The 25660-nt window shown below is 56.4% G+C and carries 26 protein-coding genes and 1 pseudogene; 17 read left to right on the top strand and 10 right to left on the bottom strand.

Features of this window, described 5'->3' with window-relative positions:
- Positions 1-1260 carry a glycosyltransferase gene (locus B5F35_RS07365; RefSeq protein ID WP_087239605.1) on the top strand — a complete coding sequence of 420 codons (1260 nt, stop codon included), beginning with the start codon at positions 1-3 and terminating at the stop codon, positions 1258-1260.
- Between the two features lie 37 nt (positions 1261-1297).
- Positions 1298-2143 (top strand): DUF368 domain-containing protein, encoded by an 846-nt coding sequence (locus B5F35_RS07360; RefSeq protein WP_087239548.1) that lies wholly within the window; start codon positions 1298-1300, stop codon positions 2141-2143.
- 99 nt (positions 2144-2242) lie between these two features.
- Here the strand turns inward: B5F35_RS07360 and B5F35_RS07355 are convergent, their stop codons facing one another.
- Positions 2243-2833 (bottom strand): HD domain-containing protein, encoded by a 591-nt coding sequence (locus B5F35_RS07355; RefSeq protein WP_242969428.1) that lies wholly within the window; start codon positions 2831-2833, stop codon positions 2243-2245.
- A 241-nt stretch (positions 2834-3074) separates the two neighbouring features.
- On the opposite strand from B5F35_RS07355, the pseudogene B5F35_RS19600 reads away from it, so the two are divergent.
- Positions 3075-3473 (top strand): annotated as a pseudogene (locus B5F35_RS19600) (ATP-binding cassette domain-containing protein); the annotation flags it as partial.
- Positions 3465-4583, top strand: coding sequence for an ABC-F family ATP-binding cassette domain-containing protein (locus B5F35_RS07350; RefSeq protein WP_442856441.1), 1119 nt, complete (start codon positions 3465-3467; stop codon positions 4581-4583). The pseudogene B5F35_RS19600 and the gene B5F35_RS07350, both read left to right, overlap by 9 nt.
- A gap of 76 nt (positions 4584-4659) precedes the next feature.
- Here B5F35_RS07350 and B5F35_RS07345 read toward each other — a convergent pair whose 3' ends face one another.
- The 9 genes from B5F35_RS07345 to B5F35_RS07305 form a co-directional block, all read right to left on the bottom strand.
- Positions 4660-5067: a MerR family transcriptional regulator gene (locus tag B5F35_RS07345; protein ID WP_087239542.1), complete on the bottom strand. Its 408-nt coding sequence runs from the start codon at positions 5065-5067 to the stop codon at positions 4660-4662.
- Between the two features lie 317 nt (positions 5068-5384).
- Positions 5385-7727: a glycogen/starch/alpha-glucan phosphorylase gene (locus B5F35_RS07340; RefSeq protein WP_087239540.1), complete on the bottom strand. Its 2343-nt coding sequence runs from the start codon at positions 7725-7727 to the stop codon at positions 5385-5387.
- Positions 7728-7763: 36 nt separating this feature from the next.
- Complete coding sequence (malQ, locus tag B5F35_RS07335; RefSeq protein ID WP_087239538.1) at positions 7764-9305, bottom strand: 4-alpha-glucanotransferase; 1542 nt, start codon at positions 9303-9305, stop codon at positions 7764-7766.
- Between the two features lie 38 nt (positions 9306-9343).
- Entirely contained in the window at positions 9344-10444 is a 1101-nt protein-coding gene (locus B5F35_RS07330; RefSeq protein WP_087239536.1) for a LacI family DNA-binding transcriptional regulator, read from the bottom strand.
- A 118-nt stretch (positions 10445-10562) separates the two neighbouring features.
- Positions 10563-10931, bottom strand: a complete 369-nt coding sequence (locus tag B5F35_RS07325; protein ID WP_087239534.1) for a nucleotide pyrophosphohydrolase — start codon at positions 10929-10931, stop codon at positions 10563-10565.
- Positions 10932-10943: 12 nt separating this feature from the next.
- Entirely contained in the window at positions 10944-11393 is a 450-nt protein-coding gene (locus tag B5F35_RS07320) for a threonine/serine exporter family protein (RefSeq protein ID WP_087239532.1), read from the bottom strand.
- Positions 11393-12172: a threonine/serine exporter family protein gene (locus tag B5F35_RS07315; protein WP_087239530.1), complete on the bottom strand. Its 780-nt coding sequence runs from the start codon at positions 12170-12172 to the stop codon at positions 11393-11395. The genes B5F35_RS07320 and B5F35_RS07315 overlap by 1 nt, the downstream gene beginning before the upstream one ends.
- Positions 12173-12190: 18 nt before the next feature.
- On the bottom strand, positions 12191-12697 hold the full coding sequence (locus B5F35_RS07310) for an NUDIX hydrolase (RefSeq protein ID WP_087239527.1): 507 nt from the start codon (positions 12695-12697) through the stop codon (positions 12191-12193).
- A complete protein-coding gene (locus tag B5F35_RS07305; RefSeq protein WP_087239525.1) occupies positions 12694-13488 on the bottom strand; it encodes an inositol monophosphatase family protein in 795 nt (264 codons plus the stop codon). Before B5F35_RS07305 ends, B5F35_RS07310 begins: the two co-directional genes overlap by 4 nt.
- A 228-nt stretch (positions 13489-13716) precedes the next feature.
- Here B5F35_RS07305 and B5F35_RS07300 point away from each other — a divergent pair, with 228 nt between their 5' ends.
- The 13 genes from B5F35_RS07300 (at position 13717) to nspC (ending at position 25610) form a co-directional block, all read left to right on the top strand.
- Positions 13717-14358: a cytidylate kinase-like family protein gene (locus B5F35_RS07300; protein WP_087239603.1), complete on the top strand. Its 642-nt coding sequence runs from the start codon at positions 13717-13719 to the stop codon at positions 14356-14358.
- Positions 14358-15059 carry a response regulator transcription factor gene (locus B5F35_RS07295; protein ID WP_087239523.1) on the top strand — a complete coding sequence of 234 codons (702 nt, stop codon included), beginning with the start codon at positions 14358-14360 and terminating at the stop codon, positions 15057-15059. Before B5F35_RS07300 ends, B5F35_RS07295 begins: the two co-directional genes overlap by 1 nt.
- Before the next feature lie 12 nt (positions 15060-15071).
- The gene (locus B5F35_RS07290; protein WP_087239521.1) at positions 15072-16064 is read left to right on the top strand and encodes a sensor histidine kinase; all 993 of its coding nucleotides are present in this window, start codon (positions 15072-15074) and stop codon (positions 16062-16064) included.
- 129 nt (positions 16065-16193) lie between these two features.
- On the top strand, positions 16194-16853 hold the full coding sequence (locus B5F35_RS07285) for an HD domain-containing protein (protein ID WP_206424030.1): 660 nt from the start codon (positions 16194-16196) through the stop codon (positions 16851-16853).
- A gap of 57 nt (positions 16854-16910) precedes the next feature.
- Complete coding sequence (rsmA, locus tag B5F35_RS07280) at positions 16911-17783, top strand: 16S rRNA (adenine(1518)-N(6)/adenine(1519)-N(6))-dimethyltransferase RsmA (RefSeq protein WP_087239600.1); 873 nt, start codon at positions 16911-16913, stop codon at positions 17781-17783.
- Complete coding sequence (locus B5F35_RS07275; protein ID WP_087239519.1) at positions 17780-17986, top strand: hypothetical protein; 207 nt, start codon at positions 17780-17782, stop codon at positions 17984-17986. The genes rsmA and B5F35_RS07275 overlap by 4 nt, the downstream gene beginning before the upstream one ends.
- A complete protein-coding gene (locus B5F35_RS07270) occupies positions 17983-18723 on the top strand; it encodes a DUF2238 domain-containing protein (RefSeq protein WP_087239517.1) in 741 nt (246 codons plus the stop codon). The genes B5F35_RS07275 and B5F35_RS07270 overlap by 4 nt, the downstream gene beginning before the upstream one ends.
- A gap of 543 nt (positions 18724-19266) precedes the next feature.
- A complete protein-coding gene (gene speD, locus B5F35_RS07265; RefSeq protein WP_087239598.1) occupies positions 19267-20025 on the top strand; it encodes an adenosylmethionine decarboxylase in 759 nt (252 codons plus the stop codon).
- A gap of 13 nt (positions 20026-20038) precedes the next feature.
- Positions 20039-21496 (top strand): aminotransferase class I/II-fold pyridoxal phosphate-dependent enzyme, encoded by a 1458-nt coding sequence (locus B5F35_RS07260; RefSeq protein WP_087239515.1) that lies wholly within the window; start codon positions 20039-20041, stop codon positions 21494-21496.
- 1 nt (position 21497) lies between these two features.
- Positions 21498-22358 (top strand): polyamine aminopropyltransferase, encoded by an 861-nt coding sequence (gene speE, locus B5F35_RS07255; RefSeq protein WP_087239513.1) that lies wholly within the window; start codon positions 21498-21500, stop codon positions 22356-22358.
- Positions 22339-23190 carry an agmatinase gene (gene speB / locus B5F35_RS07250; protein WP_087239511.1) on the top strand — a complete coding sequence of 284 codons (852 nt, stop codon included), beginning with the start codon at positions 22339-22341 and terminating at the stop codon, positions 23188-23190. The genes speE and speB overlap by 20 nt, the downstream gene beginning before the upstream one ends.
- 27 nt (positions 23191-23217) lie before the next feature.
- Positions 23218-24477, top strand: coding sequence for a saccharopine dehydrogenase family protein (locus B5F35_RS07245; protein WP_087239509.1), 1260 nt, complete (start codon positions 23218-23220; stop codon positions 24475-24477).
- Positions 24477-25610: a carboxynorspermidine decarboxylase gene (nspC, locus tag B5F35_RS07240; protein WP_242969431.1), complete on the top strand. Its 1134-nt coding sequence runs from the start codon at positions 24477-24479 to the stop codon at positions 25608-25610. Before B5F35_RS07245 ends, nspC begins: the two co-directional genes overlap by 1 nt.
- Positions 25611-25660: the final 50 nt, after the last annotated feature.

Here is a 25660-nt window from a genome sequence, read left to right as displayed (position 1 = left end):
TTGGGCAACTGTTTGGTTCTGCTGACGAAAACATATCCATACGGAAAAGGGGAGGAGTTCATTGAGGACGAGATCCCCTGCCTTGCAAAGCATTTTGAAAAAATTATCATTTTGGCCACCAGCACGGAGGATGGCGCGGTACAAACGCGCAGCACACCGGAAAATGTGACGGTCCACCCCATCACGGCGCGCACGGTGCAAAAGGCGATTGCAGGGAACGGTCTTTCTCTGTTTCCCTTTACCTCCTGCGGCGGTCTGGTGGACGATGCGGAGCACAATAAAATCCGCGGCAATCTGAAACGCCGGGCATATTTGCTTTATTTTATCGCCAAGGCAAAGGGCGTTTACCGGGAATGTGCCCGTCTTTTGCGAAAATACGATCTCACCGCCTTTGACGGTGTGACATTTTACAGCTTCTGGCTTTATGATGTAGCGCTTGCCGCATTGTGGCTGAGCGAGGATTGCAAAAATTCCGTGAAAAAAACAATCAGCCGCGCGCACCGGTACGATCTGTATCCAGAGGCTGGTTCCGCCAATTACCTTCCTCTGCGCCGCTACCTGCTGGAGCATCTTGACGCGGTGTATCCCTGCTCGCAGAATGGTACGGATTATCTTTCCGAGCACTATCCCCCCTATGCCCGTAAGGTACACACCGCATATCTCGGCACACGGGATTTTGGAATGGGCCCCGAAAGCAAGGGAGATACGGTGGAAATCGTGAGCTGCTGCCACATTGCGCCCGTCAAGCGTGTGGAACTGCTGGCGCAGTCGCTCGCGCTTCTGTCCGAGGAGAAGAAAAAGCTTCACTGGACTCATTTTGGCGGCGGCGACAGTCTGGAAGAGCTCAAAGCCTATGCCGCGGAGCATTTGCAGTTTATGAAAACAGATTTTCCCGGCACCGTCAAAAATGAAGACCTGCTTGCATATTACCGCACGCATCCGGTGGACTGGTTCGTAAACACCAGCAGTTCCGAAGGGCTGCCGGTCAGTATCATGGAAGCCTGCTCGTTTGGGATCCCCATTATCGCAACGGATGTGGGGGGAACCTCTGAGCTCGTCCGGGAGGACGAAACGGGCCATCTGCTCAAGGCGGATTTCACGCCAGAGGAACTGGCGGAGCTGTTCCGCCGTTTGTTCCGTCAGAAGAAGGAAAAGCATGACACTCTGCGCCAGAACTGCCGCAGAGTGTGGCAGGAAGAATTCTGTGCCGAAGTGAATTTCGACCGCTTCGCCGAAGAGATCCGTCCGCAGGCGGAATAAGCGGTATGAAATAAAATTGATCTTCAGGAGGAACCATATGAATTTTTTGAAAAACCTGATTTGTGGGGCCTGCATCGGCATCGCGGAAGCAATCCCCGGCGTTTCAGGCGGTACGGTGGCGGTGCTGCTCAAGATTTATGATGATCTGATCGGCTCCATCAGCAAGCTGAAGCAGCAATTCAAAAAGAGCATTCTCTATTTGATTCCGATTGTGCTCGGCATGGGGCTGGGTCTGTTTGGATTCAGCCATGTCATCACATGTCTCTTGGAGAACTTTCCCATGGCGGTCAACTTCTTCTTTGTCGGCCTGATCATCGGGCTGGTGCCGATGCTGCTGCGCCGTTCACTGGACGGAGGCTTCCGTGTAAGCGTGTTTTGGCCCTTTGTGCTGATGCTTGGCATTATGGCTGCGCTGGCCTTTCTTCCGGGAGACGCAGGGGAGAGCGCAGGGCTTGTCACGGAGATGGATCTGCCCACCGGGATTCGTTTCTTCTTTTGCGGGATTATTGCGGCGGTCTGCATGATCCTGCCCGGCATCAGTGGTTCCATGATGATGGTCATTTTCGGCGTTTATGATTCCGTCATCACAGCGGTGAGCACGCTGAATATTCCGGTGCTCATTCCTGTGGGGCTGGGAGCGGCCATCGGAATTCTGTTCGGCGCGAAACTGGTGGATTATTTCCTGCGTCGTTTTCCGCAGGCCACTTATTTTGCGATTCTTGGACTTGTACTTGGGTCGCTGTTTTCCCTGTTCCAGAAGGCGGCCTTTGCGTTTCCCACACCAGAGGGCTTTGCGGCTCTTGCCACACTGGCGATCGGCGTGGTGATTTCACTCTTTTTCACGAAAGAGCCAAAGGATGAAAAGGAAAAGCGGAAGGCATAAATAAAACGGAGCCGCAGCGAGGCCCCGCACAATCCCATAGATTTGTTTTGAGGAAACGGCATAGCTTTGACTATGCCGTTTCTGTGTTTTAAAGATCTCTCATTCCATCAAATACCCTTTTTCCACGCTCTCCCGAAGCATGGAATCGACCAGCGGCCAGACGGCGGGCATCGCGTCCTGCACCACAGAGAGACGTTCCCGCACCTGAGCACTGGTCACATGGCCCTCTTTCCAGGTGTGGCCTTCCGTCAGGCAGTTGTTCAGAAAAGGCTGAATCCGATCGACCGCGCAGGCAAAACGGGCGTCGGGCGTTTCCTTGGCGTCAAATTCTTCCCAAAGTGCCCGCAGCTCCTGCCCCTGATCGGCGGGAAGGAGGGAAAAGAGCTTATCGGCTGCCTGAGCTTCTCGCTCATGCTGTGTCTTTTTCCCTTCGCTGTCATAGGCGAAGGTATCCCCGGCGTACAGCTCTACCAGATCGTGCACAAGCGCCATGCGGATCACGCGGTTCGGGTCCACATCCTTTCCCGCATATTCCGAGAGAAGCATCGCCATCAGGGCGAAGTGCCAGGAGTGCTCTGCGTCCGTTTCCCGCCGGGAGCGATCCGTCAGCAGCGTGTGCCGGTAAATGCTTTTCATGCGGTCCACTTCTGCCAGAAAAGCCATTTGACGTGTGAGCCTTGTCTGTTCCACGCAAAATCCCCTCTTTCGCTTTTGTCTCCATTTTACCATTTTCGGTTCTTTCCCGCAAGAAAGCCCGTTCAACTTGCCCCATATCCAAACGGGAACGCTCCATGCTATAATAGACTGGAATCATTGACAGATAAGAGAGGGCTTTTACATGATTACGGTTTCTGATCTGAGCCTGAGCTTCAGCGGCCAGGCTTTGTTTTCCCATGTGGATCTTTTGTTTACCGAAGGCAACTGCTACGGCGTGATCGGTGCGAACGGGGCGGGAAAATCGACGTTCCTCCGCATTCTTTCCGGTGAGCTGGAGCCGTCGGGCGGTACGGTCAGCATCGATCCCAAGCTGCGTATGTCCGTGCTCAAGCAGGACCACCATGCCTATGACGACTATACCGTTTTTGAAACCATCCTGATGGGGAACCCGCGCCTGTACGAGGTTCTCAAGGAGAAGGACGCGCTTTATGCCAAGGAGGACTTTTCCGACGAGGATGGCGATCGCGCCGCCGAGCTGGAAGCGGAGTTCGCGGAGCTCAATGGCTGGGAGGCCGAGACGGAGGCGGGCCGCCTTTTGCAGGGGCTTGGCATGGATAATATGATGCTGTATTCGGTCATGTCGTCCCTCACCGGCGCGGAGAAGGTGAAAGTGCTGTTGGCTCGCGCCTTGTTCGGCCAGCCTGATATCATCCTTCTGGACGAGCCCACCAATGATCTCGATGTGCGTTCCATCAGCTGGCTGGAGGACTGGCTTGCCGATTTCCCCGGCACGGTCATTGTGGTTTCCCATGACCGCCACTTCCTCAACAATGTCTGCACGCATATCGTGGACATCGATTACAATAAGATCAAGCTCTACGTCGGCAACTATGATTTCTGGTATGAGTCCAGCCAGCTGATCCAAAGGATGCTGCGCGACCAGAACCGAAAGGCGGAGGAGAAGATCAAGGAGCTGCAAAACTTCATCCAGCGCTTTTCCGCGAACCGAAGCAAATCCAAGCAGGCTACATCCCGCAAACGGCTGCTGGACAAAATCACCGTGGAGGAGATGCCCGCTTCCAGCCGCCGGTATCCGTACGTCGGCTTCACCATGGATCGTGAGCCGGGCAAGGAAATCCTCACGGTGGAAAATCTCTCCAAAACCGTCGACGGCGTAAAGGTTTTGAATCATGTCAGCTTCCGCGTGAACCGGGGGGACAAGATTGCCTTTGTCGGAAACGAGCTGGCCAATACTACGCTGTTCAAAATTCTGGCGGAGGAACTGGAGCCGGACGAGGGAACATTCCGCTGGGGTGTATCCACGTCGCGCTCTTATTTCCCGCAGGACAATTCCCCTTACTTCAACGATTGCGATCTGAGCATCCTGCAATGGCTCGAACAGTATTCCTCAAAAGATACCACGGAGACGTATCTGCGGGGCTTCCTCGGAAAAATGCTGTTCAGTGGGGACGAAGTCTATAAGCCTGTCAAGGTGCTTTCCGGTGGAGAAAAGGTGCGCTGCATGCTGTCGCGGATGATGCTGTTCGGCTCGAATGTCCTGATTTTTGATCAGCCGACGAACCATCTGGATTTGGAGTCCATCACCGCTGTGAACAACGGCGTATCCGATTTCAAGGGGATTGTGCTCTTTGCCTCGCACGACCATCAGTTTGTGCAGACCATCGCCAACCGGGTGATTGATATTCAGGAGGAAGGCTGCGTGGATCGCGCCTGCACCTACGACGAATATCTGGAACTGACGGGAGCCGTCGCACAGGGATAACCAATCTCTTTCAAACGCCTTGTAAAAAACGCCTGTGGATGCAGACAATCTGCTGTATCCACAGGCGTTTTGCCGATCAGGCCGTTTCTGCCTGATCGGCAGAGGAGGAGCGCTGCAGGCGCTGTTCGGCGGGGACAATGTTTTTTTCATAATTTTGTATTTTGTAGTTGAGACGATCCAACGATTTCTGCATGTTTTCCATCCGCTGGATCAGCTGTTCCCGCTGTTCCACCAACAAAGCTTTGCGGGCTGCGATCGTGGAGTCTCCCTGCTGAAACAAGGCGACATATTCAATCAGGGCTTCAATCTGCACGCCTGCCTGACGCATGCATTTCATCAGTTCAATCCAGCTGCACGACTCCTCTCCATAATCCCGGATGCCGCTTTTGCTGCGGGGAACAGGAGGGATCAGGCCGATCCGCTCATAGTAGCGCAGCGTATCGGGAGAGATATCGTATCGTTTGCTGACTTCCGCGATCGTCATGGTGTGTCAGGCTCCTTTTCAAGCGTATTCTGCTTGTAGTATACTCCAGGTTTCCGGAAAAAGAAAGCTTTTTCTCCAAAACTGTGAAAGATTATGCAATGCTGAAAAAGTGCAAACGTGAAGTTTTCGCCAGCCTTTTTCAAAAGGCTGCGGGGTTTGGGGCAGAGCCCCATAAGGATCCCGCGAAGCCGCAAAAAAGCTAGGAAAAAGAGCGAAGCGACTTTTTCCGGATTTTATCATCCTGGCAAAAAATTCGAAGCAGAAAGGCTGCCGCATCATCGTGCGGCAGCCTTTTTGCTCGGAAAACCGTATTCTGTTTATTCCGCCTTGATATGCCAGATTTCGTCGGCGTATTGGCGGATGGTTCTGTCGCTGGAGAATTCTCCCGCGTTGGCAATGTTCATCAGGCACTTGCGTGCAAAGGCGTCGCGATCCGCATAGTCGCGGTTGGCGCGCAGGCGCGCTTCGCAGTAGGGCAGGAAGTCAAGCAGCAGGAAGTAGTGGTCCGGCTGATGCCAGCTCGCGCCCTTGAGGAGAGCGTCGTACAGCTCGCGGAACATGCCGGTGCCGCCGTCGTCAAGAGTGCCGTCCACTAGCGTGTCAACCACGCGGCGGATGCGGGGCTCGCTCTCATACAGCTTGCGCGGGTTGTAGGAAGATTTCTTCTCGTTGATCTCTTCCACCGTCGCGCCGAAAATATAGTTGTTTTCGCGGCCTGCGCGGTCGACAATCTCGATGTTCGCACCGTCGAGCGTGCCGAGGGTCACAGCGCCGTTGAGCATGAATTTCATGTTGGAGGTACCGCTGGCTTCCGTGCCCGCGGTGGAAATCTGCTCGGAAATGTCCGCGGCGGGGATCAGCTTCTCTGCGTAGGAAACGTTATAGTCCTGCACAAAGAGCACCTGCATCTTGCGGTTCACTTCGTCGTCGTAATTGACCAGCTTCGCGACCTCGTTGATAAACTTGATGATTCCCTTCGCACGGTAGTAGCCGGGAGCCGCCTTTGCGCCAAACAGGAAGGTGGTAGGCTGGAAGTCCTTGATGCTGCCGTCCTTGAGCCCGAAATAGATATCGAGGATGGAGAAGGCGTTCAGCAGCTGGCGCTTGTACTCATGCAGGCGCTTGACCTGAATGTCAAAAATGAAATCGGTGTTCAGAGCGAAATGATCATGCTTCCAGACGTAGGCGGCCAGCTGGTTTTTCTTTTCCTTCTTGATGGCCTGAAGCTGACGCAGGGAATTGACGTCGTTGGCGTACTTTTCGAGACCCTTGAGATCCGTCAGCTCCTTGAGCCAGCCTTTTCCCACACGGTCGGAGGCGAAAGCGGCCAGTTCACGGTTGCACAGGGCCAGCCAGCGGCGCTGCGTGATGCCGTTTGTCTTGTTGTTGAAGCGCTCCGGATACAGGCGGTACCACTCCGGCAAGGCGTCGTTCTTGATAATCTCCGTGTGGATTTTCGCTACGCCGTTTGTGGAATGGGAAGCGTAGATGGCAAGGCGTGCCATGTGGATACGTCCATCAGAAATGATATTGTAAATGCCCTGATCGTTCCCCTGAATCCCCTTGGAATCCAGCTCACGGCGCAGGTGGTTCTGCACCATGACGACATAGGGGTACACCTCCGGAATGACGGAGAGGAAGAGACGCACATCCCATTTTTCGAGAGCTTCCGCCATGATGGTGTGGTTGGTGTAGGCGAAGGTATCGCAGGCAATGGCGAAGGCGTTTTCAAAGGACAGGCCGTGCACGCCGCACAGAAGGCGGAGCAGTTCGGGGATCGCGACCACAGGGTGCGTGTCATTGAGCTGAACGGCATATTCCGCCGCAAAGTGCGAGAAGTCATTGCCGTGATGCTCGACGTAGCGGGAAACCAGCGTCTGCATGGTGGCGCTGGAGAAGAAATACTGCTGCTTCAGGCGCAGGCGCTTGCCCTCGTCCGTGTCGTCGTTCGGATACAGCACGGCGGTGATCATCTCGGCCCGATCGCGCTCCCGCACAGCCTCCTCATATTTCTGGCTGTTGAATGCGTCGAAGTCAAAGCCCTTGACCGGCTCTGCCTGCCACAGGCGCAGCGTGTTTACGCACTCTCCGCCGTAGCCAATCACCGGCATGTCGTAGGGAACAGCCATTACATCCTGATCCGCGAAGGAAACCTTGACAGCTTCCGACTCGCGGCGGATGCTCCACGGATCCCCGAAGCGCGTCCAATCGTCCGGGCGTTCACGCTGGAAGCCGTTGTCGAAATACTGCTGGAACAGGCCGTAACGGTAGCGCAGACCAAATCCGTCGAGCGGGAGGCTGTGTGTGGCGGCGGAGTCCAGGAAGCACGCGGCCAGGCGGCCCAGACCGCCGTTGCCGAGAGCGTCGTCCTCGATCTGCTCGAAAACGGTAGCGTCAATACCGTTCTGCTGCAAATACTGGTTGCATTCGTCCAAAAGACCAAGATTCAGCAGGTTACTGTAAATCAGGCGGCCCACCAGGAATTCCGCGGAGAGGTAGCAGGCGCGCTTTGCTTTTTTGGGGGCTGCCCATTTTGCGGCCAGCTCAGACATAGCGGCGTACGATACTGCTTCATACAGCTCCTTGGCGGAAGCGGCGGCGGGGGAGGAAATCCCCTGATCCTGAAGTTTGCGGGAAATGCTGTCGGAAAAACGACTCATGGTAAAAACCTCCTGTCTTTCTATCCTCACTGTTTCTCAGTCCGGCTTTTTGGAACCGGCTTTTTTCTGCTTCGGGGGCTGCGGTATACGTCCATACAGAGCGGTAAAGTCGCGGATTTCCTCCGCGAGCTCCGGCGTGCATGCGCCGGGGGAGACACGCCAGCGCCAGTTCATCCCAAGCGTGGAGGGGGTGTTGATGCGGGCCTCGCTTCCGAGCCCCAGGAAATCCTGGAGCGGGATCACGGCCAGTGCCGAAACGCTCAGATAGGCAGCACGGATATATTCCCAGCTTGCCTTGGCGGCGCGGCGGATATTCAGATATTTGCGGGAGAAGCGCACATCGGCCTTCGGGGCGGTGTGCATCCAGCCCACCATAGTGTCGTTGTCATGTGTTCCGGTGTAGACCACACAGTTGGCATCGTAGTTGTGCGGCAGATAGTCGCTCTCTTCACGGGAGTCAAAGGCAAATTGCAGCACCTTCATGCCGGGTGCGCCTACCTGCTGGCGCAGGCGGTGAACGTCCGGGGTCAGGTAGCCGAGATCCTCGAGGATCCATTGCGTGCCGCCCAGACTGGACTGGACCGCCTCGAAGAATGCCAGACCCGGTCCCTTGCGCCATTCGCCGTTCTCTGCGGTTGCGTCTCCGGCCGGGATAGCATAATAGCCTACCAGACCGCGGAAATGATCGATCCGCACAATGTCATACAGACGGGCGGTGGCGGCCAGACGGCGCTTCCACCAGGCGAAGCCGGTCTTTTCCTGATAGTCCCAGCGGTACAGTGGGTTGCCCCAGAGCTGGCCGGTGGCGGAGAAAGCATCCGGCGGGCAGCCTGCGACGTCGATCGGGCGGCAGTTTTCATCGAGATAAAAGACCTCCGGCTCAGCCCAAGCGTCCGCGCTGTCCATGGCAGCGTAAATCGGGATGTCTCCGATGATGCCGATCCCCTGCTTGTGCGCATATTCACGCAGACGGGTCCACTGCTCAAAGAACTTGAACTGGCAGAATTTCCAGAACGAGACTTCTTCCGTCAATCCGGCGAGGGCTTCCTCCAGGGCTTTCGGATCCCGGCGGCGCAGCGGCTCAGGCCATTCCAGCCAGCTTTTGCCGCCGAAATGCATTTTCAGCGACATATACTGGGCGTAGCTGTCCAGCCATTCCTGGTTTTCCCCGCAGAAATTGCGGTAGGCCTCGGTGTCCGCGTGGCTGCTGCGGGAAAACGCCAGCTTGAGCACGGGGAAGCGCTTTTCGTACAGTCCGGCGTAGTCGATATCGTTTTCATTCTCCTGCCATACCACCGCGTCAAGCTCGCTCTGCTCCAAAAGGCCTTCTTCCAGCAGAAAGTCCAGATCAATGAAATACGGATTTCCGGCGAAGGCGGAAAAGCTTTGATACGGACTGTCGCCGTAGCTGGTGGGGCCGAGGGGGAGCACCTGCCAGTAGGTCTGGCCGGAATCCTTTAAAAAGTCGATGAACTCATAGGCAGCTTTGCCGAAGGTACCGATGCCGTAGGGGGAGGGGAGGCTGAAGACAGGCATCAGGACGCCGGCGCTGCGGGGAAATACCTTTTGCTTTTTCATGGCTGTTTCTCCTTTTGTCCTTTGATTGCTTTCGGATTTTATTGTAAGGATTGGACGCTTTCACCCTGCAAAATCGAAAACGGGATGGTCTCATGGGCAGCGTTTGGCCGTCCGTTGATGGCTTCCAGCAGAAGCGCCATACCGCGTGCGGCAAGCTGCTCCGTGTTTTGGCGCACGGTTGTCAGCCGCGGCACGCAGAATTGAGAAAGCGCAATGCCGTCGAAGCCCACGACGGAAATATCGTTCGGTGAGCGCAGGCCGCGATCAAACACAGCGCGCAGCGCGCCGATCGCCATCAGATCGCTCATACAGAACACCGCCGTCATGCCCGGAAACTGATCCAGCAGTCTTTCCATGGCGCGGTGGGAGCTTTCCAGGGAGAAGCGGGCGGTTTCATACCGTCCTTGCTCTTCAAAGGAAAGGCCATGGCGTTCCATCGCTTGGCGGCATCCGGCAAAGCGTTCCCGGCTGGCGTCAGACTGGGAAAGGCTGCCGCCTATCACAGCAATGCGCCGGTGTCCGTGCCGCAGAAGATACTCCATCATGGCCCCAGCCGCCGCCGCGTCGTCCACGCAGACGCTCGAGAGGTTGGGGAAGGGAAGGCCCTCGGCAGAGGTGGTCAGAAGGAGAGCGGGGACGGAGATTTCAGAAAAACGCTGCAAAAATGCTTCCCGGTTGGATCCAAGAAAGAACAGGCCGCAGGGATGCGCCTCCCGGCAGAATTGCAGGGCGGCCTGGAGCTCGTCTCCCTCCTCGTCCAGATACACAAGCGCCGCTGTGAGGGAGGCTTGCTCAATGCGCGTCTGAAGCTCCTCGATCAGGCTTGCAAACAGGGCGTTGCTGGTTCCCTTGACCACAATTCCGACGGTGCGGGATTCCTGCTGCTTGAGCCGCTGGGCGTTGTTGTTGGGGGAGAAGCGGTGCAGGCGGATCAGCTCCTGCACACGCTCCCGTGTGGCGGGACTGACGTCCGGATGGCCGCTCAGGACACGGGAAACCGTGCTCACGGAACAGCCCGCTTCACGTGCAATGTCTTTGATGGTGATGGAAAGCCCTCCCTTCGGAAAGAAATTGAAAACGGTTCCGGTAACGTTTCCGGAATGTGGTTTCAGTCTATCACGCTTGGAAGGAAAAATCAATGGGTTTGCGAAAAAAATCTGAAATTTTCATGCGGGCAAAGGAGAATGCAAAACGGGCGGCCGGGAGAACTGTCTTACCACTCCCGGACCGCCCGTTTTGGGGGAAACGTTCCTGTTCTTATTCTGTTCCGTGCTCCACCGGATATTTCATGGCATTTTTTCTCATTTTCTCGCGGATGCACTCCGCCAGATCGACGTCATAGAAATTGGACATACTGATGCAGTAGATCAAAACATCCGCCAGTTCCTCCCGGAAATGCTCCCGTTCCGTGAAGCGCGCTTTTTCGTCGGCTTCCTGCGGGCTGCACCACTGGAAGATTTCCAGCAGCTCAGAGGCTTCAATGCTGATGCTCATAGCCAGGTTGGCAGCATTCAGGCCTGTCCAGCCGCGGTCCCCGTTAAACTGCGCCACCGCTTCCCGGAGCGCCTGCACGGAGACGGCATCATCCCGAGCTCCCTCGGGAATCCGGTATTCCGCGTGTCCCATTCTTTTTTCCTCCTATTTTCTGTTTGTCTCTCCGCAAAGACGGCGAAACAGTCCCTGCGGCAGTTCAAACACGAGCAGAATGCTCAGCACAATGGCAACTGCCACTTTCAGCGTCAGAAAGCCGCGTTGTCCCGCCTGCTCCAAATCATTCATCACGATATAATAGGCTGTCCAGTAGATCCCTGCGCCCGGTACCAGCGGGAAAATCCCCGAGATCAGAAAGACGGTCACCGGACAGCGCTGCTTCACCGCGCACAAACGCGAGAGAAATACCACCGCGACGTTGGCAAAAAAAGTCGCCATAGGGGAGGAGCACCAAAGAAGCAGCACCTCATAGAAAACCCAGCCGCAGCCGCCTATCAGCCCGCACAGCAGATAGTAGCGCTTCGGTACATGAAACAGCAGCGCAAAAGCCATGGTTCCCACACAGGCTGCCAGAAATTCCCACGCAATTCGTTCCATCACAGCACAGGCCCTCCCAGATGATGCCACGCCATCATAACCAGCCCCACACCCATGGCGATGCAGAAGGTTACAAGCAGCGCGTCCAGCATGCGCACCGCCCCGGCGATATAATCCTCGTCCGCGATGTCGCGGATGGCTGTGGTGAAAGCCACACCGGGCACAAGGGGGATGATGGAACCGATGATCATTTCACCCAGATGGTGTCCGATCCCACATTGATACAGCACAATGGAAAACAGCGTCACCAGCGCCCCGCCGGAGATGTTCGAGGCAATCTTGGACAGCCTTCCCCGCACCAGAAGCAGCAGATACAGATACAGCACGATCCCCGCCGCGAACGCTACCAGGCTGTCGATAGGATCTCCGCCGAACAGAAAGCAGAAACAGCCGCTGCCGATTCCCGAGGCCAGAATCTGATGCAGCTTTGGCTTGGGCGGCATATTCTGAATTTCCAGCAGACGCTCCCGAGCCTGTGCCGGGGTATGCTGCCCCTCTACGATTTCCCGGGAAAGCTGGTTGACGGCCGTCACCCGATCCAGACGGGCGGCGCTCAGCGGGATATGCCGGACGCTGGCAAAGTCCTTTTCCGTTTCGCTTCCGGCTGTCAAAAAGATACCGCTGCTGAGCACAAAGGCGTCGCTGGATTCCACTCCGTATGCCTTTGCAATTCGAAAAATTGTTTCTTCCACGCGGAAAATTTCAGCGCCGCTTGCGAGGAGGATATCCCCGGCGAGGGAAGCCACATCAAGAGCCTCCCGTTTGTCTTGTTTTTCCACGATCCTGTCATCCTGCCTTTATATCGGATTCTTTTGTTTTCCTAGTACGTCCGCCGGAAGAGGAAGCGCCTTCCCGTTGAGAGAAGTTTTCACAAGTGTGTCTCCGCGATAGGTCAGCTTCAGCGAGAAAAAGGGAATATCCTGATCCAGAAGACGCAGGAAGATGCGATCGCCCTCCCACATGGGAAGAGAGAACAGCTCCTCCTTTGGAATCCATGCCAGATCCCCTTCTTCGCACACGATTTCTTTTCCGCAGAAGTGATCGGAGGTGAACAGATGCATATATTCTGTGCCCCATTCATCCGAGACAAAAGTGACAATTCCACGATAACGGGAGGAGAGGAGCGTATAGCCTGTTTCCTCCAAAACCTCGCGGGCCGCGCCCTCCTCCGGGCTTTCTCCTTCCTCCAGCTTGCCGCCGACACCGATCCATTTGCCCTTGTTTTCGTCTGTCTCCTTTTTCGTGCGGTGCAGCATCAGCAGGCAGCCTCCGCGCTCCAGGTAACAGAGGGTTGAGTTTTTCATATCTGCCCCTTCTGAACCGCTTCCTTTGCTGCCTGCAGCACAAGCTCATACGCCGCGCCGGCTCCCGCTAGAACAGGCGTTTTATGCTGAAAGTCCAGAGAATACGGCGCGACCGAGGAAACGACTCCTCCCGCCTCCTCCACGATGAGGGCCGCCGCCGCGTAATCCCACGGAGAGAGCTTGGCCTCAAAGAAAGCGTCCGCGCGTCCTGCCGCCACGCTGCACAGATCGAGCGCGGCCGAGCCGCTGCGCCGCAGATCGCCGCAGGAGCGGTAAAGCGTGCGCAGGACAGAGAGCGAACCTTCCGCAACGGCGCGGTAGTAGGGGGAGGTACCGAAGAAAATCACGGATTCCTCCACAGGCACGTTGGCGGTGTGCAGGGCAGCACCGTTGAGAAAAGCCCCTTGTCCGCGCACAGCGGAGAACAGTTCGTCGGAATAAAAATTATACACCACACCCAGAATGCATTGTCCGTGATCCGTAAGGGCAACGGAAATGCAGGAGTGCCGCAGGCCGCGCATAAAATTGGTGGTCCCATCGATCGGATCGATCAGCCAGTTGTAACCGGGAGCCAGCACATTTTCCTCCTGCTCCTCGGCAAAAAAATGGGCTTCCGGAAGGAGGGGGGACAGCTGCTCCATCAAAAAGGCCTGAGATGCGAGGTCGGCGCTGGTCACAAAATTCGCGTGGCCTTCCTTGGTGAAAACCTGCGGCTGCCGCATCGCGAGGATTCGTTCACCATCCTCACGCACAATGTCACATACTTGATCCAATAGCTGGGAAACATTCATCTTGACAGGACTCCTTTCACAAAAAAGGCCTGTCCTCAAACGGGACAAGCCAGTTCATGCACGGCTTCTACATGGTAAGACTACCATAGAAAAGGGCAAAATACAAGAAAGGCTTTCGATTTTCATAAAATCTGATTGATCTTCGACCGCTTACCGCCTATACTGAAAAGAAGAAGCACCGTCCGGCATTTGTGCGGAGACGGGAAGAGGAAAGGCAGGGTGTTTGCATTGAAAAAATTTGTGATCACGATCGCGCGTGAATACGGAAGCGGCGGCAAAAGCATCGGAAAGCTGTTGGCCAAGGAGCTGGGGATTTCCTTTTACAGCCGTGAAATCCTCCGTCTGGCCTCCGAAAAAAGCGGCATCAACGAAAGCCTGTTTGCCAATGCGGATGAAAAGCTGAAAAGCACCCTTCTGTTCCGCACCGCCCGGGGTGCGTACAAAGGGGATCTGATCCCGCCGGACAGCGACGATTATGTTTCCAACATTAACCTGTTTAATTTTCAGGCGCGCGTGATTCAGGAGCTTGCGGAAAAGGAATCGTGCGTGATTGTCGGACGCTGCGCGGACTATATTCTCAAGGATGTGGAAAATGTTCTGCGCATTTATGTCCATGCGCCGTTTGACTATTGTGTGGCGCGCGCACAGGAGGTGCATCCTGCCCTGAGCGAGGATGAGGTCAAAAAGCTGATCCGGAAAACGGATAAGCACCGGGCAGACTATTATCAGTATTTTACCGGACGCAACTGGAAGGACGCCGACAACTACGATCTGTGTCTGAACAGCAGCCAGTTCGGCTGGAACAACAGCACCGGCTGGGAAAAGTGCGTTGCGCTGGTCAAGGCGTATCTGGATATCATGCTGAACTGATGAAAAGAAACGGGAAAGGGGGAGAGACAACGTATCGGATTCTGATTGTGGAGGACGATCCCGGGATTGCGGGGGCTATCGTCCGGCAGGCGGCGCTGTGGGAGCTGGAAGCGCGCTGCGTGCAGGATTTTCGTGCGGTGCTGGAGGAATTTCAGGCGTATGCCCCGCATCTCGTTGTGATGGATATTTCGCTCCCTTTTTTCAATGGCTATCATTGGTGTACGGAGATCCGCCGGACCTCCCGCGTGCCGATCCTGTTTCTCTCCTCCGCTTCCGACAATATGAATATTGTCATGGCTATGAATCTCGGCGCGGATGATTTTATCGCCAAGCCCTTTGATGCAAACGTCCTCATGGCAAAGCTTCAGGCTCTTCTGCGCCGGGCCTATGACTTTTCCCAAACGGCCCCGGTGCTTGAATGCCGCGGCGCGGTGCTCGATACGGGCAGCCAGACGCTGACGTTTGACGGGCAGGCGGTCACTCTGACAAAAAATGAGTACCGTGTGCTTCTGACGCTGATGGAGAACCGGGGAAAGGTGGTCAGCCGGGAGCGGCTGATGGAACGCCTGTGGGAGACGGACAGCTTTGTGGATGACAATACGCTGACGGTCAATGTCAACCGGCTGCGTAAAAAGCTTGACACCGCGGGGCTTTCCGATTTTATCTCTACCAAATTCGGTGTGGGGTATCTCATTTCGTAAACGGAGGCTTTCATGAGGATCGTGTGCTCCTATCTCTACCGCAGGCGCAGGGAAATTGTGCTGTTCCTGTTTTTTGCGGTTATCTTTGTCGGCGCTTTCCTGCTCTACCGGCTTCCGGTGGGGGCGGCGCTGTATCCCACGCTGATCTGCGCGGTGGTAGGTTTGCTGGCGCTGGTTCCCGGATTTCTCCGCGCGAGGCGCAAGCACCGGCTTCTGACGGAACTGGCAGCCCTTCCCGCCGCTCTTATGGAACGTTTTCCGGAACCGCGCACACAGGACGATGAGGATTACCAGCAGATTATCGGGGCGCTGCGGGAGGAGGAACGCCGCCTGAAAAGCGCGATGGAGCTCCGGTATGCCGATATGATCGACTACTATACGGTGTGGGCGCACCAGATTAAGACGCCGATTGCCTCCATGCGCCTGACGCTTCAGGAGGAGGACAGCGAGCTGTCCCGTGCGGTCTCCGAGGACCTGCTGCGCATTGAACAGTACGTTGAGATGGTGCTGTGCTATCTCCGGCTGGATTCGGAGTCGACGGACTATGTGTTCCGCGAGCAGGAGCTGGACACCATTGTGCGGCAGGCGGTGAAGCGTCTCTCCGGACAGTTTATCCGCCGCCGGATCCGTCTTTGCTATGAGCCGCTGCACGCACAGGTGCTGACGGATGAAAAATGGCTTCTGTTTGTGGTGGAGCAGGTGCTGACCAACGCGCTTAAATATACGATGCCGGGCGGCACGATTACTGTTTTTCTTGAGGAGCCGCTGACGCTGTGCATCCAGGATACCGGGATCGGCATTGCGGCGGACGACCTGCCCCGCATTTTTGAAAAGGGCTACACGGGAGTGAACGGGCGCGCCGATAAGAAGGCCAGCGGGCTGGGGTTGTATCTGTGCCGCCGGATCTGTGCGGCCCTTGGGCATACCATCACAGCGAATTCCTCGCCGGACAGCGGAACCGTGATCCGCATCCGTCTGGCGCGGCGAGAACTGCGCCCGGAATAATGTCAGGGGATTTTACGATTTTTTTACAGCTTTTGTCTTGCTTCGCTGTGCACAGTTCCGATATGCTGTTCAGTAGGCTTGCCCAAAGCATCTGTTTGTTCTGCAAGCCGGGAGGAGGAAACAACTATTTTGATTACCAAAGAAAGCATCCGAAAACAGGAACAGATCACTACCTACATCCGAAAGGCGGACGAAGCGCTTGAGGCGCTTGGCTATACGGAGCACAGCTTTGCCCATGTGACGCGGGCGGCTGCCTTTGCGGAGAACCTGCTGCTGGATCTGGGCTATCCCGCGCGTCTCGCGGAGCTGGCGTGGATCGCGGGCTATCTGCACGACATCGGCAATGTTATCAACCGGATTGACCATGCCCAGAGCGGCGCTGTGATGGCTTTTCGTATTCTGGACAAAATGGGGGCGGACGCGGAGGAGCTTTCGACCGTGATCAGCGCCATCGGGAATCACGACGAGAGCACGGCCTTTCCGGTCAACGAGGTGGCTGCGGCGCTGATTCTCGCGGACAAGACGGATGTGCGCCGCAGCCGTGTGCGGAATACGGATTTCGCGTCCTTTGATATTCATGACCGAGTCAACTACGCCGTTGTGGAAACGCGCACCTATCTGACGCCGGAAAAGACGGCGCTGGTGCAGGAGATGACCATCGACACGGAGATTTCTCCCGTCATGGACTATTTTGAGATTTTTCTGGACCGCATGATGCTTTGCCGCAAGGCTGCGGAACGGCTGGGGCTGAAATTCCGCCTTCGCATCAACGGCCAGAATGTTCTCTGACGGCTTACCCTGCGATCGCCGGGAGAGCGAAGAAAGAAAAGTGGAGGAATGTGCAAAGTGAATCAACTGTCAGATATTGCCGTGATCCGGGATGTGCTGGGAAGGCATGGGTTTCATTTTTCCAAAAGTCTGGGGCAGAATTTCCTGGTGAATCCCGGCGTCTGCCCGCGGATGGCGGAGGAATGCGGAGCGGGGCCGGAGAGCGGCGTGCTGGAAATTGGCCCCGGCATCGGGGTGCTCACGGCGGAGCTCGCGCGGCGCGCGGGACGCGTGGTGGGTATCGAGCTGGATCAGCGCCTGCTTCCCGTCCTGGATGAAACGCTGGAGGAGTTCTCCAATGTAAAAATTGTAAACGGCGATGTGATGAAAGTCGATTTGCATGCGCTTTTGCGGGAGGAGTTCCCCGGTATGCAGGTGGCGGTGTGCGCCAATCTGCCGTATTATATCACATCTCCTGTGATTATGAAGCTGCTGGAGGAAAAGCTTCCCATCACTTCCCTGACGGTGATGGTGCAGAAGGAGGCCGCCGAACGTCTCTGCGCCGCCCCCGGAACGCGCCAGTGCGGTGCGGTGAGCGCGGCGGTGCGCTATTACGCAGAGCCAAGACTGCTTTTTGGCGTGGGACGGGGCAGTTTTCTGCCGCAGCCGAATGTTGATTCCGCTGTGATCCGCTTTGATATTCTGGATCGTCCGCCGGTGGAGGTGGACAGTGAAAAGGACTTTTTTGCACTGGTGAAGGCAGCGTTCGGGCAGAGGAGAAAAACGGTGGCAAACTCCGTCTCCGCTTTGCTGGGCCTTTCCAAGGATCGGGTCCAGCGTGCCTGCGAGCGCGCCGGTGTTTCCCCCACGGCGCGCGCAGAGCAGCTGACCATGGAGGAGCTTGCCGCGCTCTCCCGTGCAATCGGACAGGAAAAGGAGGAAGAAAAATGAGCGACGGGAAGATGGCCGTCATCTTTTTTGAGATTGGTCTGGTGCTGACGCTGGTATCGTGCGTGCTGGGGCCGTTCGGAATCAGCGGCTGGGCGATTGCCTGTGCGGTGACAGCGTGCTTTTTGGCCTGCGCGGGATTGTTTCTGGCTGTTTCAAGCTGGAAGGAAACGGACGATCCGCCGGAGGAGGAGGGACGCAAATGACAAAAAAACGGATTTCTCTGAATTGGACGAAAATTCTCTGGTGGTTTATCTTTCTGAGCATGGCCGGATCTGTCGTGTTTATTTCTGTTGCTATGGCGTTGGCGCCGTCGGAGCCGGATCCCACCATGCCGTACCGCCGTGTCAAGGGCGACTATGTGCTGATGCTGCTCCAATGCATTGTAGGCGTTGTGGCGATGCTGCTGCCAAGTCTTCTGCGCCATAAATGGCAGCTGATCATCCCCTCCAAAATGATGGTGCTGTTTGCGGTGTTCCTCTACTGCGCTATCTTTCTGGGGGAGGTGCGGTCGTTCTATTACAATGTGCCGCACTGGGACACGATTCTGCATACCTTCAGTGGGGCAATGCTGGGAGCGCTGGGCTTTTCCGTGATTAATTTTCTCAACCGGACGGATCGCGTGCCCATGAACCTCAGCCCGGTGTTTGTTGCCTTTTTTACGCTGTGCTTCGCGGTGTTTCTCGGCGTGGTCTGGGAATTCTATGAATTCACCGCGGACGGGCTTCTGCACACCAACATGCAGAAATTTGCCCTGGAAAGCGGGGAGCCGCTGGTGGGCCGCGCCGCGCTGATGGATACCATGAAGGATCTGATTGTCGATACGATCGGCGCGCTGGTGATGGCGGTGATCGGCTATATCTCGATCCGCTATCAGAAGGGCTGGGTGGAAAAGTTCCAGCTGAGAAGAGAGAAAAAACGGACAAAAAACGCCCCGAATTGACGTTTTGCGGGACGATTGTGTAAAATCTCTGTCAACTCGCGCAAAGCGGTTGACAATATCGAGTGGTATGATATAATTACAATCGACATGTGATATGAGTGACTACAGAGTATCCATGCAAATCTTTCTTCGACCACCTGAGTGTTTTTCTCAGGTCAAGGCCATACGGACAGCCGGGTCAACTGCCGAAGGGCGGCGTCAGCCGCCGTTATTGATTGAGCCGAAGTGCCTGAAAGGAAAAACGGAAGGTTCAATTTTATGAGTTGGTTCCTTTATAACCGGTGCGCATAGCGTACATCAACTTGTAAAAGGTCAATAAGAGTAGTAAAAGTAAGTATTTGCTATATAGACTCTGTATCGAACCATCACAGGCGGCTTTCTGCCCGCGGGGGCTTTGTATTCCTGCGGATGGGGATTGATTTTGACGGATGACAGGCGATGTGCACAGCGCACATCGCCTGTTTTTTATTTCTTTCGGGGTGTCCCGATCATCACCGCAGCGAACCGCCGGGGGGCGGCGCAGAGGAAGAGGAGAGCTTCTGCATGGGAGAGAAGATGAAATTATACGGCTTTAATAACCTGACTAAGGCGCTGAGCTTTAATATTTACGATGTCTGCTACGCCAAAACAGCGCGGGAACAGCAGGATTATATTTCCTATATTGATGAACAGTACAATTCGCAGCGTCTGACCAATATCCTGACCACCCTCACGGAGATGATTGGCGCAAAGGTGCTCAATATTGCCCAGCAGGATTACGAGCCGCAGGGAGCGTCCGTTACCCTTCTGATTGCGGAGGGTTCCATGGTTCCCGCCGGGCAGACCCAGCTGGCCCATCTGGATAAAAGCCATGTGACGGTGCACACCTACCCGGAGTATCATCCGGAGACGTTTCTGGCTACCTTCCGCGTGGATATCGACGTGGCGACCTGCGGAGAAATCACCCCGCTCTCGACGCTCGACTATCTGATTGGTTCGTTTGACTCCGATATCATCACGATGGATTACCGTGTGCGCGGCTTTACCCGCGATGTGAACGGCAAAAAACTGTTTCTCGATCACCGCATCACCTCCATTCAGGATTACATTTCCGACGAGATCCTCCGCCGTTATGATACGGTGGATATCAATGTGTATGAGGCGAACCTGTTCCATACGAAGATGATGCTCAAGGAAATCGATCTTCAGAATTACCTGTTTAAAACGGACGTTTACGAGCTGCCGCCCCGCACGCGGCTGAATATCATGGATAATCTGCGCCGCGAGATGATCGAAATTTTCAGCGGCCGGAACATTTACTGAGGAGGGGGACAATTTGGAGCTTCACAATCAGGAGCGCGCGCCGATTTATGAAGCGCTCGAGCGCTTCCGCCAGATGCGCGTTGTTCCCTTCGATGTGCCCGGCCACAAGCGCGGCCGCGGCAACCCGGAGCTGACGCAGCTTCTTGGAGAACAGTGTGTTTCCATGGACGTCAATTCCATGAAGCCGCTGGATAATCTCTGCCACCCCGTTTCCGTGATCCGGGAGGCGGAACAGCTGGCCGCGGAGGCTTTTGGGGCGGCAAATGCCTTCCTCATGGTGGGAGGGACAACCTCGGCGGTGCAGAGCATGGTGCTCTCCGTTGCCAAAAGGGGAGAAAAGATCATTCTTCCCCGCAATGTGCACCGCAGCGTGATGGGCGCCATGGTGTTGTGCGGTGCGATCCCTGTCTATGTCAACCCGGAATGTGATAACCGTCTCGGTATCCCGCTGGGGATGAGCGTTTCCGCAGTGGAGAAGGCGATCCGGGAGAATCCGGACGCGAAGGCTGTGCTGGTCAATAACCCGACCTATTACGGTATCTGTTCGGATCTGCGCACGATTGTGCGTTTGGCGCATGAGCATGGGATGCTTTGTTTGGCCGACGAAGCACACGGAACCCATTTTTATTTCGGGGAGGGGCTTCCCGTCTCCGCGATGGCGGCAGGGGCCGATATGGCCGCCGTTTCCATGCACAAGTCCGGCGGCAGCCTGACACAGAGTTCCCTGCTTCTGACCGGCCCGGCCATGCAGGAGGGCCATGTGCGCCAGATCATCAATCTGACGCAGACGACGAGCGGATCGTATCTCCTGCTTTCCAGTCTCGATATTTCGCGGCGCAACCTTGCCCTGCGCGGAAAAACGGATTTTGATCGCGTGCTCCGGCTGGCGGAATACGCGCGGGAGGAGATCAACGCGATCGGCGGCTATTACGCCTTCTCCCGCGAACTCATAAATGGCGACAGTGTTTACGATTTTGATGTGACGAAGCTTTCCGTCAATACGCTCGACGTGGGATTGGCGGGGATTGAGGTCTACGACCTGCTTCGCGATGAATACGACATTCAGATTGAATTCGGCGATCTCGGCAACATTCTCGCCTATGTCTCCGTGGGCGACCGTCCACGCGAGATCGAGCGGCTGGTAAGCGCGCTTTCCGAGGTGCGCCGCCGTTTCGGGCGCAGCAAGGCGGATCTCATGACGCAGGAATACATCGATCCGCAGGTGGCTGTTTCACCGCAGGATGCCTTCTATGCGCCGAAGGAGTCGCTTCCTCTGCGGGAGACGGCAGGGCGCGTGTGCAGCGAGTTTGTCATGTGCTACCCGCCGGGGATCCCGATCCTCGCGCCGGGCGAGCGCATCACCGATCCGATTTTGGATTACATCGAGTATGCCAAGGAGAAGGGCTGTTCGATGACGGGGCCGGAAAACCCCGAGATCGAGCGCCTGAACGTGCTCAAGGAGGATGAATAAAGTGGATTTCTGGTTTTCCGAAGCACAGACGCCGAACGTCAAGCTGTCCATCCGTGTGGACCAGCAGCTGTATTCCGGAAACAGCGAGTTTCAGCGCATCGACGTGTTTGATTCGCCGGAGTTTGGCCGTTTTCTCACACTTGACGGCTATATGATGCTGACCGAAAAGGATGAATTCATTTATCATGAAATGATCACCCATGTTCCCATGGCAGTGCATCCCAAGGTGCGGGATGTACTCGTCATCGGCGCGGGGGATGGGGGCGTGATCCGTGAGCTGACGCGCTATCCCGAGATTGAACACATCGACATGGCGGAGATCGATCCGCTGGTGGTGGAGGTCTGCAAAAAGTATCTTCCGCAGACCGCCTGCCGTCTCGACGATCCGCGCCTGAGCATCCATTATGAGGACGGCGTGCGGTTTGTCCGCTCAAAGGAAAACTGCTACGATCTCATCATCGTTGACTCGACCGATCCGTTCGGGCCGGGAGAGGGGCTGTTCACCCGGGAATTTTACGGAAGCTGCTTCAAGGCGCTGCGCGAGGATGGGATCATGGTCAACCAGCATGAAAGCCCGTTTTATCAGGCGGACGCCGCAGCCTGCCAGCGGGCACACAAGCGGATTGTGGAGTCGTTCCATATCAGCCGCGTCTATCAGGCGCACATTCCGACATACCCGTCCGGCCACTGGCTGTTCGGTTTTGCATCCAAGAAATACCACCCGCTGCGCGACCTCAAGGAAACACAGTGGAATCTGCGCGGCCTGAAATGCCGCTACTATACAACAACACTGCATAAGGGCGCGTTTTATCTGCCCGCGTATGTGGAGGAGCTGCTGAAAGATGTTGAACAGGAATATTGAAGTTTTTATGTGCTGTGACAAGGAAGCCGATGAAGCCGGTACCGTGCTGTTCGGCGCTCCCTTTGACTGCACCACCTCGTACCGCCCCGGCACGCGTTTTGGCAGCGGGGCCATCCGGCGGGAATCGTTTGGAATCGAGAGCTACAGCCCGTATCAGGATAAGGATTTGCAGGACATCGCGGTGATGGATCTGGGAGATCTGGAGCTTTGTCTGGGGGATGCGTCCACGGCGCTGGCCCAGATTGAGGAAGCCGCGGAGGAAATCCTCACGGCAGGCAAGCGTCCCTTTTTGCTCGGCGGTGAGCATCTGGTCACGCTGGGGGCGTTCCGCGCGGCGGCCCGTCATTTTCCGGAGCTGCATGTGATCCATTTTGACGCGCACGCCGACCTTCGCGACGATTATCTCGGCGCGAAGCTGTCCCACGCCTGCGTTCTGCGCCGCTGCTGGGAGCTGGTGGGAGACGGAAAAATCTTTCAGTTCGGCATTCGCTCCGGCGACCGCGAAGAATTCCGCTGGGGTATGGAGCATGTGACAACCCGGCGCTTCGATTTTGAGGGCCTGGAAGAAACGCTGGATCGCCTGTCGGGAAAGCCGGTCTATTTTACCGTGGATCTGGATGTTCTGGATCCCTCCGTGTTCCCGGGAACGGGGACGCCGGAGCCGGGCGGCGTGTCCTTTGACGCGCTGCGCCGCGCCGTGACACTTGTGTGCAGCCGTGCCAACGTGGTCGCGTGCGATGTCAACGAGCTCAGCCCGCCCTACGATCCCAGCGGGATCTCCACGGCGGCGGCCTGCAAGGTAGTTCGCGAGATGCTGCTCGCTTTGCATTAAATCAACATTTCAATGGAGGAATAGAAAATGGCAAGAGTTTTGATTATCGGCTGCGGCGGTGTTGCGTCCGTCGCGATTCACAAGTGCTGCCAGAACAGCGAGGTGTTTTCGGAGATCTGCATCGCGAGCCGCACAAAGTCGAAATGTGACGCTCTGAAAGAGAAGCTGGAGGGCACGACCAAGACGAAAATCACCACCGCGCAGGTGGATGCCGACCATGTTGATCAGGTCGCCGCACTGATTCGGGACTATCAGCCGGATCTGGTCATGAACATTGCCCTGCCGTATCAGGATCTGACGATCATGGACGCCTGCCTGGAATGCGGCGTCAATTATCTGGATACCGCCAACTACGAGCCGGAGGATCTCTCCGATCCCGCATGGCGCGCGCAGTATGAGAAGCGCTGCAAGGAGGAGGGCTTCTCCGCCTACTTCGATTATTCCTACCAGTGGGCCTATAAGGAGAAATTTGAAAAGGCCGGTCTCACCGCCCTGCTTGGCACGGGCTTTGATCCCGGCGTGACCCAGGCGTACTGCGCTTATGCCCAGAAGCATCTGTTCGACGAGATCGACACCATCGACATTCTCGACTGCAACGGCGGCGACCACGGCTATCCCTTTGCCACCAACTTCAACCCGGAGGTCAACCTGCGCGAGGTGTCCGCTCCCGGCTCCTATTGGGAGAACGGGCATTGGGTGGAGATCCCCGCCATGAGCATCAAGCGCGAGTACAACTTCAAGGAAGTTGGGGAGAAGGATATGTACCTACTTCATCACGAGGAGATCGAATCCCTCGCGAAGAATATCCCCGGCGTCAAGCGCATCCGCTTTTTCATGACTTTCGGCCAGAGCTACCTTACGCATATGAAGTGTCTGGAAAATGTCGGCATGCTCTCCACCGAGCCGGTGGAGTTTGAGGGCCACAAGATTGTTCCGATCCAGTTCCTCAAGGCGCTGCTGCCGGATCCGGCTTCCCTTGGGCCGCGCACGGTCGGCAAAACGAACATCGGCTGCATCTTTACCGGCCGGAAGGACGGCGTGGAACAGAAAGCCTACATTTACAATGTCTGCGATCATCAGGAGTGCTACAAGGAGGTCGGCTCGCAGGCCATCTCCTACACTACCGGCGTGCCCGCCATGGTGGGCGCCATGATGCTGCTCACCGGCAAATGGTCGAAGCCCGGCGTTTACACCGTGGAGGAGTTCGATCCCGATCCGTACATGGAGGCGCTCAATGAATGGGGCCTGCCGTGGCAGGTGGACCGCGATCCGGTCCTGGTGGACTGATGCAGCCGATCACAGGAGAGCCGCGCACGCCGTATTTCCTGGTGGATGAAACGCGGCTCACGCATAATCTGGAAATCCTGCGGGACGTGCAGGAACGGGCAGGCTGTAAAATCCTGCTGGCACAGAAGGCGTTCTCCATGTTTTCTGTCTATCCGCTTTTGCGGCAGTATCTTGCGGGCAGTACGGCCAGCGGCCTGTATGAAGCCCGTCTCGGGCATGAGGAATTCGGAGGGGAGACCCATGTGTTTTCCCCTGCCTACCGCGAGGACGAGTGGGACGAGCTGCTGCAATACGCGGATGATATTGTGTTCAATTTCCCGGCTCAGGTGCGCCGCTTTGCGCCCCGCGCCCGCGCTGCCGGGAAATCCTGCGGCCTGCGGCTGAATCCGGAGCACTCCACACAGGAGGGACACGCGATCTACGATCCGTGCTCGCCCGGCTCCCGTCTCGGCACAACGCTTGCCCAGTTTGACGAATCGATCCTTCCGCTGCTCGACGGCCTGCATTTCCACACGCTCTGCGAGCAAAACTCCGACGCGCTGGAGGAGACGGTCGCGGCGGTGGAGAAAAAATTCGGCCGCTGGCTTTCTCAGATGAAGTGGCTGAATCTCGGCGGCGGCCATCATATCACCCGCGACGATTACGATGTGGAGCGGGTGATCCGTGTGGTGCGCCATTTGAAGGAAACCTACGGTGTACAGGTGTATCTGGAGCCGGGGGAGGCCGTGGTGCTCAACGCCGGATTCCTGGTGACCAGTGTGCTGGAAACGCTTCAGAACGGTATGGATATCGCAATTCTTGACACCTCCGCGGCCTGCCATATGCCGGACGTGCTGGAAATGCCCTACCGTCCGCCGCTGCGGGATGCGGGCCAGCCGGGAGAGAAAGCGCATACCTTCCGTCTTGGTGGGCCGACGTGTCTGGCCGGGGATGTCATCGGAGACTATTCCTTCGATGTGCCGCTGCGCGAAGGTGATCGCCTCGTGTTTGAGGATATGGCTCTGTATACGATGGTCAAAACCAATACGTTCAACGGCATGGCGCTCCCCTCCATTGTCTGGAGGGACAAGAACGGCAATCGCTTTCTGGTGCGCCGGTTTGGCTATGAGGATTTTAAGGAACGGCTTTCCTGATCAAGGAGCCGGACAGCCCAGGGGGGATCCCGAAGCTGTCCGGCTCTTTT

Origin of the sequence: Anaeromassilibacillus sp. An200 (assembly GCF_002160025.1) — a bacterium.
GTDB lineage: Bacteria > Bacillota > Clostridia > Oscillospirales > Acutalibacteraceae > Caccousia > Caccousia stercoris.
The sequence above is the reverse complement of the archived record's forward strand: the minus strand, read 5'-3'. Positions and strand labels throughout refer to the sequence as shown.

What these genes read in the sequence shown, in the direction of transcription:
- B5F35_RS07310 (WP_087239527.1), bottom strand. Translation starts at nt 12,697, where the DNA reads ATGAAAAACTCAACCCTCTGTTACCTGGAGCGCGGAGGCTGCCTGCTG.
- B5F35_RS07305 (WP_087239525.1), bottom strand. Translation starts at nt 13,488, where the DNA reads ATGAATGTTTCCCAGCTATTGGATCAAGTATGTGACATTGTGCGTGAG.
- speD (WP_087239598.1), top strand. Translation starts at nt 19,267, where the DNA reads ATGGGAGAGAAGATGAAATTATACGGCTTTAATAACCTGACTAAGGCG.
- B5F35_RS07360 (WP_087239548.1), top strand. Translation starts at nt 1,298, where the DNA reads ATGAATTTTTTGAAAAACCTGATTTGTGGGGCCTGCATCGGCATCGCG.
- B5F35_RS07270 (WP_087239517.1), top strand. Translation starts at nt 17,983, where the DNA reads ATGACAAAAAAACGGATTTCTCTGAATTGGACGAAAATTCTCTGGTGG.
- B5F35_RS07295 (WP_087239523.1), top strand. Translation starts at nt 14,358, where the DNA reads ATGAAAAGAAACGGGAAAGGGGGAGAGACAACGTATCGGATTCTGATT.
- nspC (WP_242969431.1), top strand. Translation starts at nt 24,477, where the DNA reads ATGCAGCCGATCACAGGAGAGCCGCGCACGCCGTATTTCCTGGTGGAT.
- malQ (WP_087239538.1), bottom strand. Translation starts at nt 9,305, where the DNA reads ATGAAAAAGCAAAAGGTATTTCCCCGCAGCGCCGGCGTCCTGATGCCT.
- B5F35_RS07325 (WP_087239534.1), bottom strand. Translation starts at nt 10,931, where the DNA reads ATGGGACACGCGGAATACCGGATTCCCGAGGGAGCTCGGGATGATGCC.
- B5F35_RS07290 (WP_087239521.1), top strand. Translation starts at nt 15,072, where the DNA reads ATGAGGATCGTGTGCTCCTATCTCTACCGCAGGCGCAGGGAAATTGTG.
- B5F35_RS07320 (WP_087239532.1), bottom strand. Translation starts at nt 11,393, where the DNA reads ATGGAACGAATTGCGTGGGAATTTCTGGCAGCCTGTGTGGGAACCATG.
- B5F35_RS07245 (WP_087239509.1), top strand. Translation starts at nt 23,218, where the DNA reads ATGGCAAGAGTTTTGATTATCGGCTGCGGCGGTGTTGCGTCCGTCGCG.
- B5F35_RS07275 (WP_087239519.1), top strand. Translation starts at nt 17,780, where the DNA reads ATGAGCGACGGGAAGATGGCCGTCATCTTTTTTGAGATTGGTCTGGTG.
- B5F35_RS07340 (WP_087239540.1), bottom strand. Translation starts at nt 7,727, where the DNA reads ATGAGTCGTTTTTCCGACAGCATTTCCCGCAAACTTCAGGATCAGGGG.
- speB (WP_087239511.1), top strand. Translation starts at nt 22,339, where the DNA reads ATGTTGAACAGGAATATTGAAGTTTTTATGTGCTGTGACAAGGAAGCC.
- B5F35_RS07345 (WP_087239542.1), bottom strand. Translation starts at nt 5,067, where the DNA reads ATGACGATCGCGGAAGTCAGCAAACGATACGATATCTCTCCCGATACG.